Origin of the sequence: uncultured Anaerofustis sp. (assembly GCF_938029165.1) — a bacterium.
Classification (GTDB): domain Bacteria; phylum Bacillota; class Clostridia; order Eubacteriales; family Anaerofustaceae; genus Anaerofustis.
Map to the genome: position 1 here is coordinate 303,871 of NZ_CALHFB010000039.1, position 18,569 is coordinate 322,439.

At 31.3% G+C, this 18,569-nt stretch carries 21 protein-coding genes; 2 read left to right on the plus strand and 19 right to left on the minus strand.

The features are described from left to right. Nucleotides 1–285 precede the first annotated feature (285 nt). The 13 genes from tsaD to Q0516_RS06260 all read right to left on the minus strand — a co-directional run bounded on the left by tsaD (nt 286) and on the right by Q0516_RS06260 (nt 12,453). On the minus strand, nt 286–1,290 hold the full coding sequence (gene tsaD, locus Q0516_RS06200) for a tRNA (adenosine(37)-N6)-threonylcarbamoyltransferase complex transferase subunit TsaD (protein ID WP_294464450.1): 1,005 nt from the start codon (nt 1,288–1,290) through the stop codon (nt 286–288). Continuing rightward, nucleotides 1,283–2,728, minus strand: coding sequence for a hypothetical protein (locus Q0516_RS06205; RefSeq protein WP_294464453.1), 1,446 nt, complete (start codon nt 2,726–2,728; stop codon nt 1,283–1,285). The genes tsaD and Q0516_RS06205 overlap by 8 nt, the downstream gene beginning before the upstream one ends. A 22-nt stretch (nt 2,729–2,750) precedes the next feature. Next, nucleotides 2,751–3,194 (minus strand): ribosomal protein S18-alanine N-acetyltransferase, encoded by a 444-nt coding sequence (gene rimI / locus Q0516_RS06210; RefSeq protein ID WP_294464456.1) that lies wholly within the window; start codon nt 3,192–3,194, stop codon nt 2,751–2,753. Between the two features lies 1 nt (nt 3,195). Continuing rightward, nucleotides 3,196–3,897 (minus strand): tRNA (adenosine(37)-N6)-threonylcarbamoyltransferase complex dimerization subunit type 1 TsaB, encoded by a 702-nt coding sequence (gene tsaB / locus Q0516_RS06215; protein WP_294464459.1) that lies wholly within the window; start codon nt 3,895–3,897, stop codon nt 3,196–3,198. Beyond that, nucleotides 3,890–4,354, minus strand: coding sequence for a tRNA (adenosine(37)-N6)-threonylcarbamoyltransferase complex ATPase subunit type 1 TsaE (tsaE, locus tag Q0516_RS06220; RefSeq protein WP_294464462.1), 465 nt, complete (start codon nt 4,352–4,354; stop codon nt 3,890–3,892). Before tsaE ends, tsaB begins: the two co-directional genes overlap by 8 nt. A 138-nt stretch (nt 4,355–4,492) precedes the next feature. Continuing rightward, complete coding sequence (larC, locus tag Q0516_RS06225) at nt 4,493–6,133, minus strand: nickel pincer cofactor biosynthesis protein LarC (protein WP_294464468.1); 1,641 nt, start codon at nt 6,131–6,133, stop codon at nt 4,493–4,495. After that, nucleotides 6,126–6,890 carry a nickel pincer cofactor biosynthesis protein LarB gene (gene larB, locus Q0516_RS06230; RefSeq protein WP_294464471.1) on the minus strand — a complete coding sequence of 255 codons (765 nt, stop codon included), beginning with the start codon at nt 6,888–6,890 and terminating at the stop codon, nt 6,126–6,128. Before larB ends, larC begins: the two co-directional genes overlap by 8 nt. A 6-nt stretch (nt 6,891–6,896) precedes the next feature. Then, nucleotides 6,897–7,643, minus strand: coding sequence for an ATP-dependent sacrificial sulfur transferase LarE (gene larE / locus Q0516_RS06235; RefSeq protein WP_294464473.1), 747 nt, complete (start codon nt 7,641–7,643; stop codon nt 6,897–6,899). Further along, entirely contained in the window at nt 7,640–8,332 is a 693-nt protein-coding gene (locus tag Q0516_RS06240; RefSeq protein WP_294464476.1) for an ABC transporter ATP-binding protein, read from the minus strand. The genes larE and Q0516_RS06240 overlap by 4 nt, the downstream gene beginning before the upstream one ends. A 10-nt stretch (nt 8,333–8,342) precedes the next feature. Further along, nucleotides 8,343–9,113, minus strand: a complete 771-nt coding sequence (cbiQ, locus tag Q0516_RS06245) for a cobalt ECF transporter T component CbiQ (protein ID WP_294464479.1) — start codon at nt 9,111–9,113, stop codon at nt 8,343–8,345. A 21-nt stretch (nt 9,114–9,134) separates the two neighbouring features. Then, entirely contained in the window at nt 9,135–10,142 is a 1,008-nt protein-coding gene (locus tag Q0516_RS06250; protein WP_294464482.1) for an energy-coupling factor ABC transporter permease, read from the minus strand. 233 nt (nt 10,143–10,375) lie between these two features. After that, the gene (locus Q0516_RS06255; RefSeq protein ID WP_294464485.1) at nt 10,376–10,747 is read right to left on the minus strand and encodes a hypothetical protein; all 372 of its coding nucleotides are present in this window, start codon (nt 10,745–10,747) and stop codon (nt 10,376–10,378) included. 35 nt (nt 10,748–10,782) lie between these two features. Further along, nucleotides 10,783–12,453, minus strand: a complete 1,671-nt coding sequence (locus tag Q0516_RS06260; protein WP_294464489.1) for a peptidoglycan DD-metalloendopeptidase family protein — start codon at nt 12,451–12,453, stop codon at nt 10,783–10,785. A gap of 191 nt (nt 12,454–12,644) precedes the next feature. Here Q0516_RS06260 and Q0516_RS06265 point away from each other — a divergent pair, with 191 nt between their 5' ends. Both Q0516_RS06265 and Q0516_RS06270 read left to right on the plus strand, forming a co-directional pair. Then, nucleotides 12,645–12,884 (plus strand): Veg family protein, encoded by a 240-nt coding sequence (locus tag Q0516_RS06265; protein ID WP_187361976.1) that lies wholly within the window; start codon nt 12,645–12,647, stop codon nt 12,882–12,884. 99 nt (nt 12,885–12,983) lie between these two features. Further along, on the plus strand, nt 12,984–13,613 hold the full coding sequence (locus Q0516_RS06270; protein ID WP_294464496.1) for an HAD-IA family hydrolase: 630 nt from the start codon (nt 12,984–12,986) through the stop codon (nt 13,611–13,613). 12 nt (nt 13,614–13,625) lie between these two features. Here Q0516_RS06270 and Q0516_RS06275 read toward each other — a convergent pair whose 3' ends face one another. Genes Q0516_RS06275 through Q0516_RS06300 form a run of 6 tightly spaced genes read right to left on the minus strand, consistent with a single transcriptional unit; the run spans nt 13,626 to nt 18,515 of the window. Next, a complete protein-coding gene (locus tag Q0516_RS06275) occupies nt 13,626–14,387 on the minus strand; it encodes a YoaP domain-containing protein (RefSeq protein ID WP_294464498.1) in 762 nt (253 codons plus the stop codon). Between the two features lie 10 nt (nt 14,388–14,397). Then, a complete protein-coding gene (locus tag Q0516_RS06280; protein ID WP_257479717.1) occupies nt 14,398–14,700 on the minus strand; it encodes a TfoX/Sxy family protein in 303 nt (100 codons plus the stop codon). A gap of 51 nt (nt 14,701–14,751) precedes the next feature. Next, nucleotides 14,752–15,651, minus strand: a complete 900-nt coding sequence (locus tag Q0516_RS06285; protein ID WP_294464501.1) for a YafY family protein — start codon at nt 15,649–15,651, stop codon at nt 14,752–14,754. A 24-nt stretch (nt 15,652–15,675) separates the two neighbouring features. Next, nucleotides 15,676–17,004 carry a glutathionylspermidine synthase family protein gene (locus Q0516_RS06290; RefSeq protein ID WP_294464503.1) on the minus strand — a complete coding sequence of 443 codons (1,329 nt, stop codon included), beginning with the start codon at nt 17,002–17,004 and terminating at the stop codon, nt 15,676–15,678. Continuing rightward, nucleotides 17,005–18,255 (minus strand): glutamate-cysteine ligase family protein, encoded by a 1,251-nt coding sequence (locus Q0516_RS06295; protein WP_294464508.1) that lies wholly within the window; start codon nt 18,253–18,255, stop codon nt 17,005–17,007. 8 nt (nt 18,256–18,263) lie between these two features. Next, on the minus strand, nt 18,264–18,515 hold the full coding sequence (locus Q0516_RS06300) for a hypothetical protein (protein WP_294464511.1): 252 nt from the start codon (nt 18,513–18,515) through the stop codon (nt 18,264–18,266). Nucleotides 18,516–18,569 lie beyond the last annotated feature (54 nt).

Below are 18,569 nucleotides of genomic sequence, written 5' to 3' on the forward strand. Positions count from 1 at the left end.
TTATGATTATCTCCTAAATATGATGTTTTATACTAATTTCGACAAAAAAAACTAAAAAGTGACGAATTTGTTATGAAATTGACATATTTATACACATATCAACATAGTTATCCACAGTTTTCCACATTTTCTACATATAAAAATCCGCTATTTTATGGTAGTTTCATCAAAATCATGGCAATAATTATCAACATTTTACCACTGATTTAAGGTAATAATGTTTAAAAATCCACGTAAAAATGTTGATAATATTTGTTACATTTTTGTATTTCTATTAAATATATTTTATAATTTTAAGTCAGGATTTGCATTTAAAATCAAGCTGTCTTTTTTGTTGTTTATATAATTAAAATATCCTGCCGAACCTATCATCGCAGCATTGTCCGTGCAGTAAATTTTATCCGGCAAAAAAAGCTTTATATTTTTCTCTTCGCATTTCTTTTTAAGTTCATTTCTAAGCAGATCATTACACAAAACTCCGCCGCCGACACATAAAGTTGTCATATTTTCTTTTTTTAGTGCGAGCATGGTCTTTGTAACTATAGTATCTACGACACATCTGTTAAAACTTGCGCATACATTATCAATACTAACTTCTTCGTTCTTCATCTTTTTGCTGTTCAAATAATTTAAAACAGCACTCTTAAGTCCGCTGAAACTAAAATCAAGGTTATCCTTTCCCATAAGGACTACCGGAAAATCGATACTATATTCATCTCCAAGCTTAGCATGTTTATCTATTTGTACTCCCCCGGGATATGAAAGTCCGAGGCTCCTTGCTACTTTATCAAAAGCCTCTCCGGCGGCGTCATCCTTAGTAGAACCAAGAAGCTCAAAATCCGTATAATCATTTACCTTTGTAATATTGGTATGTCCTCCGCTGGCAGTAAGGCATATAAAAGGAGGTTTTGCTCCCATTATAAAGCTGGCTGAAATATGTCCCGCCATATGATTAACTCCGACCAAATCCTTATTCAAGCTAAATGCCAAAGCCTTTGCATATGATAGACCTATCAATAAAGCTCCGACAAGTCCGGGCCCCGTGGTTACACTTATGAAATCTATATCATCAAAAGTGACACCTGCATCTAAAAGTGCTTTATCCACAACACTAGATATCTTCATAAGATGATTTCTGGATGCGATTTCGGGAACAACTCCGCCATATACTTTATGGATATCTATTTGAGTATGAATGGCGTTTGATTTCACTTTTACCCCGTCCTCAACGACTGAGGCACTTGTTTCATCACACGAAGTTTCAATAGCTAAAGTAATTATTTTACTCATCTGTATCATCCTCTTTATTATCTATATCATCATGATCTTCATCTTCATTTCTAGTAATATCATTTTCATCATCTATTTTATTTGTAGTATCTTTTTCCTCATTATTACTCTTATCTTCTTCTTTTTGCTTCATAGCTTCTTCAAATTTTTGACTCTTCATTTGTTCAAATTTTTGTTTTGTCCTTATTATATCTTCCTTGGAATTATTGATACTCATAAGAGTAACATACTCTGTTCTTTCTCTTTTAATCTGAAAACGAAGGTATAGAGAAATAAGCATTACAATACTTCCAATACCAATCAAATTAGCTATTAATGTGATTACAGAGCTAAAGAATGATGAAGGAAGGAAATCCAAAGCGAAGATTACAAGTATCCCTGTTAACATCTTTGATGAAAGATTTTGACCTTTTATAAATAATCCCCCCAGTACCAATGCCGTTGGTATGGTTGCAATGTAAGTCAAATCAAAATATAAACTTGCAATATGAAGTGCAACAGGCATTCCTACAATAGTAATGAGGAGTATGAATATTACAGGTATTATGAATAACATAGTCATAGCACCTACACTTAAGCACTTAAATACATTTCGCCTTGTAAACAGTTCTACCTTTAAAGCACTCATTGGAAATAATTTGAATAATAAAACAGCAATCAAAAGTATGGAAATTTTATTTAATATCCCATAATAAGATATAAATCCTGCAAGAGCACTTCCCTCTTCGTTTGCCACACTTGGGATTTTAAAACCCAAATCTTCATTTTTTATACTTCCCTTAACTTTACTTTGATCGGTTTTTACTATAGGATTGGGACTTTCGTATGTTAACGAACCATTTATTCTTGTACCTCTGCCTAGAACAAGTTCATTACATCCTACTTTTACATTTCCGTTTACAACTCCGTTAATGGTAACACTCTTACCTACTACCAATACATCTCCGTCAACTTTACCCTTTAAAAGGACATCATCAACATAAAGATTTACATCCCCGTTCACTACTGTCTTTTCATTTGTTATAACTTTATTTCCATAGCAAATCAAGTCTTTTTTAATATGCGAATCATTCAAATACATATTATTATAAAAGCCTATTACGCTTTTATTTATTACTCCGGAATTGGTGAAATTAGGAGCAATGGAAATAACGCTTCCGCTTATATTACCGCTGTTATTTATTGAAGTGGAAGCTGTAATTACACTCCCGTTAATTTTACCTTCGTTTAAAATATTTGTATAAGTCCCCATAAAAATGGATTTATTGTAAGTATCTTTTTTATTAAGAGTAAATATAGTCCCTTCGGTGTTGGTTTTAAGATTCTCCTTTTTTACATTATTTTCGATATTGGCTCCAAAAATAACAGATGGAATTAACAACAACACCATAACCACACTAAATATTATACTTATTTTACTTTTTCTTTTTTCTTTCATTATGTCTCCCCCGGAAGAAATACTATATATCAAATCTCCACATTATATATGCGTCTTCGTGATTATCAGCATAATAATTTTTTCTCTTTCCATATATTTTAAATCCCATACTCTCATATAGATTAATCGCGGTTATATTCGACTCTCTCACCTCTAAGGTCATCTCTTTGATATCTTTTCTATATGCATGTTCTACTATCAAAGATAACAGCTTTTTACCATATCCAAGACCTCTTTTGTCTTCCCTTACACCCATTGTGGTAATATGACCTTGTCCAACTATATCCTGATACCCGCCAAAAGCTACGACGTCTTCCCATTCATAGAACACTATATAAAAACTTTTATTGTTTATAAGTTCCGCAAAAATAGATTGTTCTCCCCAAGGATGCTCAAAACAATCTCTTTCAAATTCTATTATGTCTTCAACGTCTGTAATGACTGCTTCTCTTATTTCAAGTTCCATACTATTTCTTTTTTAACCTTTGCTCTTCTGCCGCCGATGGTCTTATATAATTGGGAAGATAATTATCGTAAGAATATATATTTATATCTTCTTCAATATATCCTTTAGAAATTTTCGCTACTCCGCTTGCCTTTGGAAGCAAATTATAATTGTCTGCAAAAATAGCTTTGTCAGATACTCTTTCTTTAATCTTATCTTTATATTTATTAACACCGTCACCTGCAAATAAAACTCTCTCATATCCTTCTAATTTATCGACTAAATCATTAATATTTATAATACTATCAGAATATAAAGGAGTTAATTTATTGTCTTTATTTATAAAAATATTATAATAAGCATCATTTCTCTGTGCATCAAATATTATACAAATCACATCATTCATACCCTTTAAATTTTCCGCACATGCAAATAGTGAAGAAACCGACACTATGGGTTTATCCATAGCATGAGCAAAAGCTTTAACCGTAGAAGCCGCGATCCTCAAGCCCGTAAAGGACCCCGGTCCGGAACCGACAGCAAAGTAATCTATATCATTTAAACTTAATCTTACATCTTCAAGAAGATGTTTTATTAACGGAAGAAGCTTTTCTGAGTGTTTTAATTTATAAGCAGTATATTCTTCTCCAAGTATGTTATCATCATCTAAAATAGCCGCACTCGCCGCAACGGTCGAAGTATCTATCGCAAGTATCTTACTCATAAATTTCCTCCAATTTTTTCATTATATCAATGCTGTCATCGAACGCTTTTATATCTATAACTCTTTTGTTAAAATCTTGTTCATCTTTATTTATATCAACGATTATTCCGGTTTCATCAAGCTTGCTCATTATCATATCAGCCCATTCGATAATCATTTTTTCATTTTTATATATATCATAAAAACCGATATAATCAAGTTCACTTATATCTTCTATCCTGTAAGCATCCATATGATAAAGTGTATCAAATTCATTTTTATATTCATTAATAATCGTATAAGTAGGAGATGAAAATTTATTTAAAAGCCCCAAACTTTCAGCAATACCTTTGCTAAGCTGCGTCTTCCCGCTTGCCATTTCTCCTATTAAATATACACTTGTATTATTTTTTAGTAATTTACCTATCTCTTTGCCTAACGAGGTAGTTTCTATATCATTTCTTGTTATTATCCTCATAAATATACCTATCTGATTTAAACTTAAATTATATTATAACAAAAAATACCCTACTTTAAAATATATATGTGAGGTTTAAATGTAAAGTTTTATATTTATACAAATATTAAACAAAATAAAAAACGCTTTCAGCGTTTCTTAATTTATATCTCTTATTGGGATTTTATATTTATCCGAAACTTCTTTTAAATCATCAAATTCTAACTTGCTTTTTTCAATACCGTATCCGCTTCCGACTTTTTCTTTTATACTTCCGTACTTCGTTTTTTTTTCTTTAAAAGTCCTATTTAATATATACCTATCATATTCGCTTCTTCTGACTCCAAAGGTAGAAGTATATTTCATGATAACATTCAATAATCTTTCTTCAACTTCTTCTTTCATTAGTACTTCGAGTATTACCCCCGGACGGTTTTTCTTCATACTTACGGGGATCGTATACACATCAAGGGCACCGTTATCCCACAGTTTATCAATAGCAAGTCCGATTTCCTCTCCCGTCATATCGTCTATATTACACGAAAGCTTAAATATTTTATCTTTAAGTTTATCCTCATCATTGATTTTACCTAGAAATACCCTAACAAAATTAGCGGATTTTAGCTCTTTTTTTCCTAAACCGTATCCTATCTTTTCATAGGTCATGTTTCTTCTGTTTGTAAACTCTTTAACGGAATGTTTTAAAATAGCAGCTCCCGTCGGTGTTGTAAGTTCACCTTTTTCTTCGTTCGTATAAGTAGGAACATCTCTTAAGATATATGCAGTTGCGGGAGCAGGCACCGGAAGTATACCATGAGCGGTCCTTACATTTCCGTATCCGACATTTAAAGGAGAACAAATAATATTATCTATATCTAATTTTTCAATCAAATAACACACTCCAACGATATCAACTATAGCATCTAAATTCCCGACTTCGTGAAAATGAACCTTATCAACACTGCATCCATGAGCTTTTGCTTCCGCTTCAAGAATAAGATTATATATTTCTTTAGCATGATGTTTCACATTTTTACTTACATATAACTTATCTATTATATTATTGATATGTTTGATGTCATTATGATTATGCTTATGGTGATGTCCATGTACATGTAAAGGTTCATGGTTATGAGCATGTCCATGATGATGATGTTCATGACCACAGTCATGCTCGTGATGAGAATGTAAAGTTTCACGTGCCTTAAGATAATCGTCAAATCCTACCTCAAAGGCATATAGCCCGTCTGCCGGAAATGAAATATCCTCATTTTTTTCATCGTGTTTTATTTCTATTTTTTCTTCGGCTCTTTCAGGAATATGATGATGTTCATGTTCTATAGTTCTACTTCTGTCATTCAAAAAATCGCTGTAGCTTTCTTCGAAAGCATATAAACTATCTGCGGGGAAAGTAGGTTCTTTTACTTCTTTTTTTATTTCTTCACTAATATCAATTTTATTTTCGTTTCTGCTGTTCAAAAAATCATGATATCCGCCTTCAAAAGCATAAAAACTGTCTAGAATTAAATCATCTTCATGGTTACCTTCATGTTCATGATGTTCTTGTTTATTATCTATTACATCAAGGCTTTCTTCCTCTACACCATCAACGGTTACGATGATGTTTTTCCCAGTTATACCATTTCTATTTTCTTCTCTAAAACTTACACTTACATTTTCAAGACCGAGATTATTCATCTTGTATAAAAAATCTTCTTTATCAACATATAAATCCAAAAGTGCAGCCATTAACATATCACCTGCCACACCGCTGTTACATTCTATATATAAGCTATTCATCAATACCCTCCATTTTGTTTATCATATTCGCAAGATATCCTGCACCGAAACCATTATCAATATTCACTACACTAACTCCGCTTGCACAGGAATTAAGCATCGAGAGAAGAGCAGAAAGTCCGCCGAAATTAGCACCGTACCCAACACTTGTCGGAACGGCAATAACGGGACAGTCAACCAGCCCTCCGACAACGCTTGCCAAAGCACCTTCCATTCCAGCAACCACGATTATTACTCGTGCAGACATCAAAACATCCAAATTATTCAGTAATCTGTGAAGTCCTGCCACTCCTACATCATAAAGCCTCTCAACATTGCTACCAAGGGTAGATGCGGTAATATAGGCTTCTTCACATACATCTATATCACTGGTACCCGCCGCGGCAATAACAATTTTCCCGACTTTATCTATATCCTTATTTTCGTAAGCTATACCCATTTTAGCTTTGTCATAGTACACAATATCTATACTATCCTTCAATTTTTTATACTTATTTTCATCAATTCTTGTAATAAGTATATTTTCACTGCCATTATCTCTCATGCTGTTTACAATGCCAATGATTTGCTTTGCTGTCTTTTTTTCTCCGTAAATGACTTCCGATACGCCTTGCCTTATAGAACGATGATTATCGATCTTTGCATATCCGATATCACTGAAAGGTTTCATTTTGAGTTTTACTACAGCGTCATCGATTGATATCTCATTATTTTTAACTTTCTTAAGTAAGTCTTTTAATCCTTCTTTACTATTCATATCACTTTACCTTCTTGGTCTTAAATCTAAACTGATTTCATCAAACATATGAGATATCGTTTTTAATATTCTGTCTCTGTTTTCCATGACTTTTTGAAAATCTTTTTCTTTCACTTGAATTACCGCGCTATTATCTTTAACTCTTATCCTAAAATCCTTAAAGCCTAATTTAAATAAATAGGACTCACTTTTTTCTATTTTAACAAGAGTATCTTTTTTTATTTTCTCTCCCGAGTTTATCCTGGTTGCAAGGCATGAATAAGAAGGCTTGTCCCATGTAGGAAGCCCGGCGTCTTTTGATAAATTCCTTATATCTTCTTTCGTAAGAGAACATATTTTTAAAGGTGATAAGATCTTCATTTCTTTCAACGCTTTCATTCCGGGGCGGTCACTTTCATCATCGGTAGCATTGGTTCCGTCGATTATAATATTATATCCATCCTGTTTAGCCGCTTTTATAATATGGGAAAAAATATTCTGCTTACAGTAATAACACCTGCCGCTATCATTAATTATAATCTTTTCTTCATTTAAAATAGGATTATCTATTATTTTTAGGTCCGCACCAAGTTTAGTTGCAAGAGTGATACTCTCTTTTAATTCAAAGTCAGGCTGAAACTCACTTTTTACAAAATAAGCCGTAGATTCTATATTTAGTTTTTTTAATATGTATAAAAGATAAGAGGAATCAACACCTCCTGAAAAAGCCAAAGCAACTTTTTTATAATACTTAAAAAATTCTTCAAGGGTCATAATCCTGCCTCCATAAGAAATTCTTCATTATTTAGTACATCCATATTTCCATTATAATATATACTTCCATTTTTTAAAATAACAATCCTTGTACAAGTTTCTTTTATTAAATCAAAGTCATGGGAAGCAATAAGTTTAGTGGAATTAATAGAATTTATTATTTCAATCAGTTTTCTTTTTGATTTTCTGTCTAAATAAGAAGTTGGTTCATCAAATAATATAATATTGGGATTTTGTACCAATATAGAAGCAATGCAAGCACTTCTTTTTTCTCCTCCGGAAAGCTTATAAACAGCCTTATCTTTTAAATGATAAATACCGAGTTTATTTAATATATCGTACACTATATTTTTAACATCATATTTATTCATATTTAAATTATTTAAAGCAAAGGCAACATCATCGTATACAGTAGAAGAAAACAGTTGGTCATCGGGATTTTGAAATATAAGCCCGACTTCCCTCCTTATTTTATCGATATTGTTTTTATTTACTTCACTGTCATCTATGGTTATACTTCCGTCAGCTATTGGAATAACTCCAAGCATACTTAAAAATAAGGTGGATTTCCCGGCACCGTTTGCACCAAGCAAGCCTATATTTTCATTGTCACTTATATCTAAATTTAAATTATTTAGTGCATTTGTTCCGTCGGGATATTTTATATTTAAATCTTTTATACTTATCATTGACGCTCCTTTAAATAACATAAAAACTTATTACTAAATATACAAAGAAGATTATAAAACTAATATAATCTCTTTTTGAATACTTATATATTTTACTGTAATTGTACTCGCCGTTATAACCTCTGAGTTTCATTGCATGATATACTTTATCAGCTTTATCCACACTTCTAAGGAGTAAATTTCCGAGAAAACTTCCCATATCTTTGATATCTATACCTTTTTTCCTGTTACTTCTTAAAATATATGAAGTATACATATTTCCTGCTTCATCGGCTAAAGTATGTATATACCTGAATGAAAGGTTCAACTCATTGACAATAATCTTTGGAACTTTTATATTTCCCATAAAAGCAAATATATCGTTTAATCTAGTAGTTGAAACAAGTAAAAACACTGCCATTACAGTAAGGTAAGATTTTAAAATTATACCTATAAAAGATATAAATCCAAAGGTAATTGGAATATTTAATATTTCATAATAAACATTATTGTTTACAAAAATATTACCGATACCAACAAAGAAAGAAAACGGAAGGACGATCAAATATCTTTTAAACAATAGTTTATTATCTGTTTGACTTATTATGGACACTACAATTATATATAATAAAAAAAACAGTAACCTTAAAATATTATAACTTGCAGTTGAAATAACAGCTATTATAAAAACTAAAGTCGTAAATACCTTAACAGAAGGTGTAAGTAAATGGATAAAACTGTTATCGTCTGCTAAATTTTCCATAAAATAAATATCATTTAAGGATGTTCTTATATTCGCCATTACTTACTCCTTTCTATTATATTATGACCTTTTTAATTTCCTTACTTTATATACGCTTATCCCAATAACACCTGCGAAAATAAATACTATTACACCTCCGACTACGCCGGCAACAGATGTTCCACTTATTAAACTTTCGTTATTTTCATTCTTATAATTATAATCAGGCATAAAAGCCGTCTTTTCTTGGATATTATTCATCGCAGTATAAATATCATGGTTTCCCTTTTCAACCTCAGTACTTCCCGTAACCCCCTGAACAGACCATTCAAGACCGTCAGGATTTGACGAAGCGAAAAGAGATAACCCTCCTGCAACAATAAGAGTAATAATACTTAAAGACACAATGACTTTTTTAAAACTGGCTTTACTTTTCTTACTAAATATGCTCTCATCTAAAATTTCTTTTCGTTGATTAAATATAAAGTCTACTACGAGCATGGTGACAATACCTTCAACAAGTCCTATAGCCAAATGTATCGGCTGCATTAAAATCAGGAACTGATTAAAAGGAAGTTCGCTTATCCCCGAAAAAGAAGTTTCTATTACAACCATAAAAGCACCTAACTGTAATGATAATACGCACCCGAGAATTGATGCAACCCCAATACTTTTCTTATTTATTCCCTTTTGTAATATAGACTTTATAACATAAGGATAAATTAAAAAGCAAGGAATTACACCCATATTAAATAAATTACATCCGAGAGCCAACAGACCCCCGTCCGCAAAAAACAAACACTGGATAAGTAACACCGAAAATATGGATATAAACGCCGCGGGACCGCCTAAAATCAAAGACAGAAGTATACCTCCCCCGATATGTCCGCTTGAACCCGTCATAGGTATAGTAAAATTAATCATTTGAGCCGCAAATACAAATGCACTCATAATTCCCATCAACGGAACCTTTTTCTCCAAATTATCATCTTCTTTTATTTTCTTAACCGAATAAGCAAGTGCACCAGCACTTACAGCTATCATAGCACCTCCCACAGCAGGAGACACCAAAGCATCCGCCATATGCATAACTATTTCCTCCCATAAAAAAACACGAAAGAAAGACATTACTTCATGTAATGGATTATCCTTCGTGGAATTATTTCTTAATAATACTTTAATATAAAATACCTTCGTGGTATCAGCTTCTATAACATATTATCATTTTTATGAAATATTTTCAATATAACATTGAACCTAAACGTTTCATTTATTTTATGAAATTATTATACAAATAAAAAATCCGCATAAAGCGGATCTTTTTAATTATCTTCATCGATTATTTCAGCTTCTACTTCCTCAACTTCTTCTTCATCGTCATTAGAGTCAAGAGCAAGCTTTTTATCTTCTTTTAATTTTTTTCTAGCTTCTTTTTCTTCTTTTCTCTTATCATGTTTTTTCTTTTTAGTAAAGAAGTAAATTATAAGAGCAATCAATCCGGGTAAGAACCACTGAACAAATTCCGTAAACTTATTAAGCCCGTTTCCTTTTGTTACTACACTCATCATTATTGCAATCAAAGCAAATACCGCAGGGATTATTAGTCCCATAAGAATATTGTCGGATCTGCAAAGTAAAAATTGAATCAACACTGCCAGAACGACACATACTAAAACTATTATTAAACTATTCAAAATCTTTTCCTCCGTATATTATTACATATATTATTTTATTGGAATGCGTCAACGTGAATACCGTTTGCCAAATACTTAAAGTAATTTAAGATTACTTGGCTTACACCGTGATAATGTATTTCAAAGTGACAATGAGGTCCCGTAGAGTTACCGGTACTTCCCATTACCGCAATCTGTTCACCTTGCTGAACTTTCTGCCCTACTTTTACAAGTATCCTTACATTATGTCCGTATCTTGTAGAATATCCATTACCGTGATCAATATCTACACAGTTACCATATCCTCCGTACCAGCTTGCTCTGGTTACTATACCTGTATCGGAAGCATAAACGGGAGTACCCTGAGGATTGGCAATATCCACAGCTTTGTATCCTGCATGAGAACCTGCTTTATTAAGAGCCGAAATAGTACCGCTTGCAGGCATTATGAACCTTCCCGTACTCGTTACAGGAGGCAGAGGCTTTGTACCTCTCGAAATGATTTTGCTGGTAGATTTTTCTGTAACTGTTTCTTTCTTTATATCACTTTTTACTACAGATCCGTTTTCATAAGTATTTACGGCAGTAACCTTCTTTTCTCCGTCTTTTCCCTCTTGCTTAACCTTATTGGTACCTACATACACATCAGGATCATCTCTGTAAACAGTTTTATAAGCTACATCCTTTTTATATGTTACTTGTTTTACGGTAGTTATAGTGATAGAAGGTTTACTGCTGATTTCATCTGTAGAAAATTCATTTTCCCTAAAATTCAAAGCACTTACAAGATTAGTGCTCTTCTTAGATTCATCAATCTTACCTAAAATATCACTGTCTCCGGTATTTTCAACCTCATGGTTTGAACTATTACTCAAATAATTAATTGCATCTTTAACATCCATTGCAGAATCTATAGATATAAGTTTTTCCTTATACTCCATATCTTCTTTTACTTTACTGCCTTTTATGAGTTTTTCGTTAGAACTTTCTTTTTCGTAATTATTACCTATATTCTTTATTACCGTCTTTGCGTCCTGGACAGAAGCAACCCTTACGGCCTCATTACCGTTAACACTAATAACAGCACCCTTACAAAATAGAGGGATATTTAAATTATAAACAGCATTTTCACATTCTTCCGTATCCATTACATCCTTTGGATTTTTTATTGGTACTTTCTGATAAGAAATTGATTTTTCATAATAAATATTTGAATTATCATACCATTTTGTTAAATTAGCATCTACATTAGTTAATGCATTTTCAAAGTCATTGACATTCTTAACTATACCAAGCTTTGTACCATTAAAAATTACTTCATATCCAAATAAGTTTTTATAAGTAAATGCTCCCACAAAAAATATAATCACACAAAAAACGCCCACTAAAAAACTAAAAAGATGGTCTTTTGCATATTCTCTAAAATCTCTTAGTCCGAATTTTACTCTTTTTAAATAATATTTGACTCCGACAAAAAATTCATCCAAATCTTCTTTGATTTCATCGATTTGATTATGAAGCCAGCTTCCCTCATATTTTTGTCTAAGTTTTGACGGTTCTTTTTTTACATCTTGTCCACCGGCAATTCTTCTAAATATATTTTCTTTTTTATGTATATATGTTGATTCTTCTGCTATATGATATTTATTTTCTCTTCTTACTATTTGTTTATATACTTTATCGAGCTCCTGCTCTTCATTACGTCTATTGACCCATTTAATTTTCATAAACAGACATGACCTCCTATATGTATAATTCTATCGAATTATATCTATACGTATTAAAAGTTTATCATAATAATAATAAAAAAGAAAGAAAAAAGGCTTTTTTTTGATGATAGTTTGTGGAAGAGAATGAAAAATTTGGTTTAAAGCATGGTTATAGAGGTAATAATAATATAAAAAGCGGAGGTATAAATATGAAGTTACCAAGTCATTCTTACAACAGTGCAAAAAAAATCATTGTGGATAATGTCGGCAAAGATGTAGATTTTATAAGTAAAGTTTCAAGAGGAAAGATAATCAAAAATGAAGGTACTATTTTAAACGCATATAATAATATTTTTACCATATCTACTAATATAGATAACAAAGATGATATTTTATCATTTTCTTATTCAGATTTAATAAATCATTCATTAAGGCTTAAGATAAAATAAAGAATTCTGATTTATAATGTAAACTAAATGTAAAAATATAATAAGATAACATTATTTATGATATAATATATTTTACAAATAAAGGAAAAGGAATAAGAAATGAAATATAAATGTGTAATTTTTGATTTTGACGGTACCCTTGCAAACACGGAAAATGTTATTTTTCGCGTATACAATGAGATTGCCAAAAAATATGGTTACAAAGAAATTACACACGATTATATAGATGAACTCAAACATCAGCCTATCCATAACATAATTAAAGATTTGGGGGTTCCCTATTTAAAGGTATTTTCTCTTATTAAAAAAGGACAAAAATTAATGAAAGAATACCATAAGTCAATGGATCCGTATGAAGAAGACATAAAAGAAACACTAAAAATTTTAAAATCCAAACTTAGCTATATGGGTATTATTTCATCCAATTCAAAAAAGAATATCAATACTTTTTTAAAAAATGAAAATATTGATACAATGGATTTTATAATATCTTCACCTCTTTTTTCAAAGGAAATAAAGATAAATAAATTAAAGAAGAAATTAAAATTAAAAGATGAGGATATATTATATGTAGGCGATGAAGTAAGGGATATCGTTTCGGCAAAAAAAGCCAACATTGATATTGCAAGTGTGACATATGGATATAACACAAAAGAATATTTATCAAGTGAAGAACCGACTTATTTTATAGATAATTTAAAAGAACTTTTTAATATAATAGAAAAATAACCCTATATAGGGTTATTTTTTATTTACATATTTATCAACTAAATTGTTAAAAGCTTTAATCGTCAAGATTTCATGAGTAATAAATTCATCCTTATAAAATACACTATATGAAGTATAAGGACATTTAGCATTCTTTGCTTTTTCCAAAGTATCTATTTGTATACTATTAAAAGGTATATTGTTCCTTTTCGCTTCTTCTTCTATAATAGGAGCATACTTTAGAGTAAAAGGACACTGGGAAGTGTAATATAAAGTAAACCCATCATTTCCTGTCTTTGGATTTTTTACACTATCTCTGAATTTAGGAGGAGCAATGTCTTCTTCAAAAGGTAAGTACAACAGTTCAAAATAAGGCTCTGCTTCATCACACTTTATAAACCCTTTATGCATCAAGAATTTTTTATCTGCCATATATCCCTTCTTTTTATCGGAAGAAAGAATAGCCAGTCCTTTTAATCCGCGCTCTTTTGTATCCCTGATACATTCATCAAGAAGTATGCTGGAATTTCCGCTTCCGGCATATTTCCCGCTCACCCAAAGACAGTCTATAAACATGTACTCATCTCCGTCAACGGGATACCAAGCATTTTTAAGAGGAACATACTCAATAAAAACTTTACCTCTTACGTCCATCTTTTTAAATGTCAAGCCTTCTTTCATCCTATCTTTAAGCCAAGATTTTTTTTGATTCACATAACCGCTGTCTTTTGCGGACATAAGACAGCAAATATGTTCTTTTTCGATATTTTCGTTATTTAAAGTTATTATATCCATTTTTATTCTCCTATTTTTTTAGCTCATTATAAGTACTTATTACCAAATCTTTCAGCAAATCTTTATCATCAATATTTTCTATCAAAATATGTTCTTTTGCACCTTCATAGGGACTTGCGTATAATATATCCTCTCCCAGCAGTTCTCTGCCTAAAGAAGTATCTTTAACAAACAGCTGATTATCACAGATACATCCAAAGAATTTTCCCTTATACCAAAGTCCATATTCACCGAACATTTTTTTACACTTAATATCTCCCAATGGTTTCAAATTTTCATAAACGTAATCAACAAATTCAATACTAGTTGCCATATCTATATCTCCTATTATTTTAGATATATTATATAATAATAAACATGACAACTATATGTCATGTTTATTGTATTTATTATTAATTTTTTTTATAAGTTCAATAAATTCATATCTTATATCACTTGGGAATATGATTTCTGCTTTATCAGCAAAACTTAATAACCAATTAAATAAGTATTCTTTATCATAAAAGGAAAATCCGAAGAAAATTTTATCGTCAAGGAAATATGTGTAACTATCTTTGCCATACTCATCTATTATTCTATACTCTACGTCCTTATCAAACAATATAAGTACATTTATGGTATTGGGGAAAATCACATCGATATCATCTTCTACCAAAGGAACTTCTCTGGGTAAAAAAGTATTTTCCGTTACATCAAGATTTATGAGCCTATTTAATTTAAATAATCTAAAATCTTCTCTCTCAATCGAATAAGCGTATAAATACCAGCTTGACCATTTAAATGTAAGAGTATATGGTTCCACTATCCTGTGACTTTTACCCTTTTTTGAAAAATAATCGAATTCCAAGAGTAATTTATCATTGATACCTTTTTGTATTTTTTCTATCTTATCCGATAATGATTTCTTATAATAAGATGAAAGGTCTATATCTAAATCATTCTTGGGATTATCCTTAAATTTCTCAATAAGAAGCTCGTATTTACTGTTATCACTTACGCTTATAATACCCTTGAGCCCCGCATATATAGCACTTATTTCCTCTTCTTTAAGTAAACTTTTATCCATTTTAAAATCCGGATCCAAATATATACCGCCCCCTACTCCCCTAGTTGTTACTATCGGAATTCCTGACTTACATAAATCCATTATATCTCTGTTTATGGTTCTTACGGATACTTCGAATTTTTCCGCTAAAAAAGGAGCTGTCACTTTTTCCTTATTAAGTAAAGTTGTGATTATACCCATCAACCTGTCAATTTTCATAACAAACTCCTTTTATTTAATTATTTAAATCTCGACATGCATTGAACACATCGCAATCCCTCCGGCGGCTTCACAAATTATCCCCTGTCTGCCGCCCCTGGAATATAAACCTTTAAATTTTCCGTTATATATAAATATGCCCGGCATATTGCTGAACTCATCAAAGACAAATTCTCCGTTTTTTTCTTTTATAAAGTTCTTTGTTTTATACATTGCAGCATATTCCTGAAGAAGATATCCATTGTTAGTATTTTCATCTATAAGTTTCGTAAATTTTTCTTTTGAATAATCTACTCCCGCATATACACCCCTAGCTCCGTACAAATCATCGGGTTTTATTATCCAGCTGTCTTTATTGCTTATCACTTTTTCTCTGTCAAATACCCCATCATTTAACCAGCAAGTATATGGGATATGGTCTTTTATAAAAAGGATTTCCTCAGCAGTTAAAAAGTCAAAAGTTTCCTTTTTATGCATTATCATGTAGACTATTTTATTGTGGATTACCTGAGTCCTCATGGAACCTATTATGCAAGTCTTTTTATCTTTGATTGCTTTAATAAATGCAGGTATCTTTTCAATTTTTTCCATCATTTCGCTGGTAACGGCTCTTCTGTAAACCGCGTCTATTTTTACGCCGTCCTTAGTATAAAGTCCGTCATCGTATTTAAGGGTAGTAATATCGGCTATAACGGTATCATATCCTCGTTTTTCAAAACGAGACTTAAACACTTTGAATTCTTCATTAGTAGCACTTTCCATAAAATCGATTATTCCTATCGTAGGTTTTTCGACCTTATATTTAAAAGTATCGTAAATATTTAAAAATTCATCTACCCAGCTGTCGAAGAGTTCAAAATGACTAATATTATACTTTTTACTGAACTGATTAAATATTTCATCATCCTTATAAGCATTATTGAGTTCCCTGTCTTCGTTCATTGCACTGGCACCGTCAGCATTAAATTCACAAAATTTAAATGTAAAATCTTCTTCATTCAAAAACAAATCGATCCTCGTAATAGGAAGCGGCTGTTCATAATAATTTTCGCATAAAATTAGTTCTTCCAGCTCTTTACTAAACGGAAATAACTTCCTATATTCTTCATCTTCGATATATTTATTTATTATTTTACAAAGAATAGTATGAGTAGTCATGGCGATATATTTAAAATAATCTATCACTTCCGTTGTATAGAGCTTTGGAACATATGGAAACCTTATATGTTCTCCGTGATAAATAGCCGTTGAATTTTCTATATAATTTATTGCTTTTTCATAACTTTCCTTTGATTTATCCATATCGGATTTAATCAAATCCAAGTATTCATCCGTAAGTTCTCTTACCTGCATCTACTCACCTCTTTCATCCTTTAATATTTTTAAAGTCTTTTCCATTTTTATAAGGTCATAGAACAGACTTGCCCTATCTTTTTCTTCATGACACAAATGATCTTTTGCAAGCTCAATCAAGTTTAACATTAAATCTTTGATATCAAAGCCATAAACTTTTGCATCATAACCTTTATTTACGACTTCTTCTTTCGCTTTTATAACATCTATATCTTTTATATCCTCAAACTTATCAAGAAGTAACTTTACTACCTCTTCACTATAAAAAATACCTTTGATTATACTTGCATAAGATAGTGCGTAATCTATCGGAAGACAGTCTGCCATTCTGATTTCCACATAATTTTTAAGTCTTACATCCGGGAAAAACATTGAAATTATATGTTCTATATCTTTCTTACTTAACTCTCTGTCATTATATATATCTTTTATTTTCTTATCTTTCGTATATACACTGTTACCATTATCATCTTCTATTAAAATGGCAGGGGAATTTAATATATATTCACTATATTCGCTAAAACCAAATTCCTTATTTAAAGCGCCCTTAACAATCATACTTCTGTCGGGATCGACATCATTCCATATCTCAACCCTAACACAATTTTTATCATAATGTTCACCTTCAAATATATTGGTATTATCAGTCATGAAAGAAATAATGGGTGATAAAATATTTGCCAGCCTAAATTTATTTTTAAAATCTTCTTCGCTGAAGTAGTCTACGCTGACTTGTGCCGAGGCGGAGCCCTTCATCATATTTTTACCATGCAAACCCACTTTTGAAAAGTAGTCAAGCATATATTCATATCTTTTTTTAGGAATCAAATTAAGATCATCGACTTTGGATTTTGGCTGATAACCCGCATATATCATTTTATAATCAAATTTTTTTAATATAGGTTTTATCTTAAGTAAAAAATAATTATACTCTTCAAGAATATCAAGAGTATCGATAAAAGGACCTATACTGATTTCTAGCTGACTTGCAGGTTCCAAAGTGATATTGGATTTATCTTTTACAAGTCCGATAAGATTTCCGTCTTTGTAAATTTCTTTTTCAAAATATGGACTAAGAAGTTTTAAAATATCTCTTATCCCATTTTCTTCATAGTAATCAACACTTTCCATGGTATCTGCTTTTACAATAAAATGTTCAAGCTCCAACCCCATACTTTTATCTTTTTCTTCTTTTATACCACTTTTAAAATAATCTATAAGTTTATTTAAATTTATGTCATAATAATCCATAATGTCACCTACTCGTCTTCATCATCTTCCAATTTACTGTCAAGTATTTGTTTAGCTTTATCATAATCTTCTTTGTTTACATAAACACTTACAGGCATGGCACTTTTACCTATTATCACTTCTGCCCATGCGATGTCGGTATCATATTTAAGCGTTGCTTTTACTCCGCATGAATCCAAAAGCCCTTCGATAATACACCCCTCTGTATCATTCCTGACACCAAGCAAAAATACCAAATTATCATCTATTTTCTTTTTCATAGTTAGTACCTCGGGAATATTATACCACAATTATCTTTTTATCTTAGCAATAAT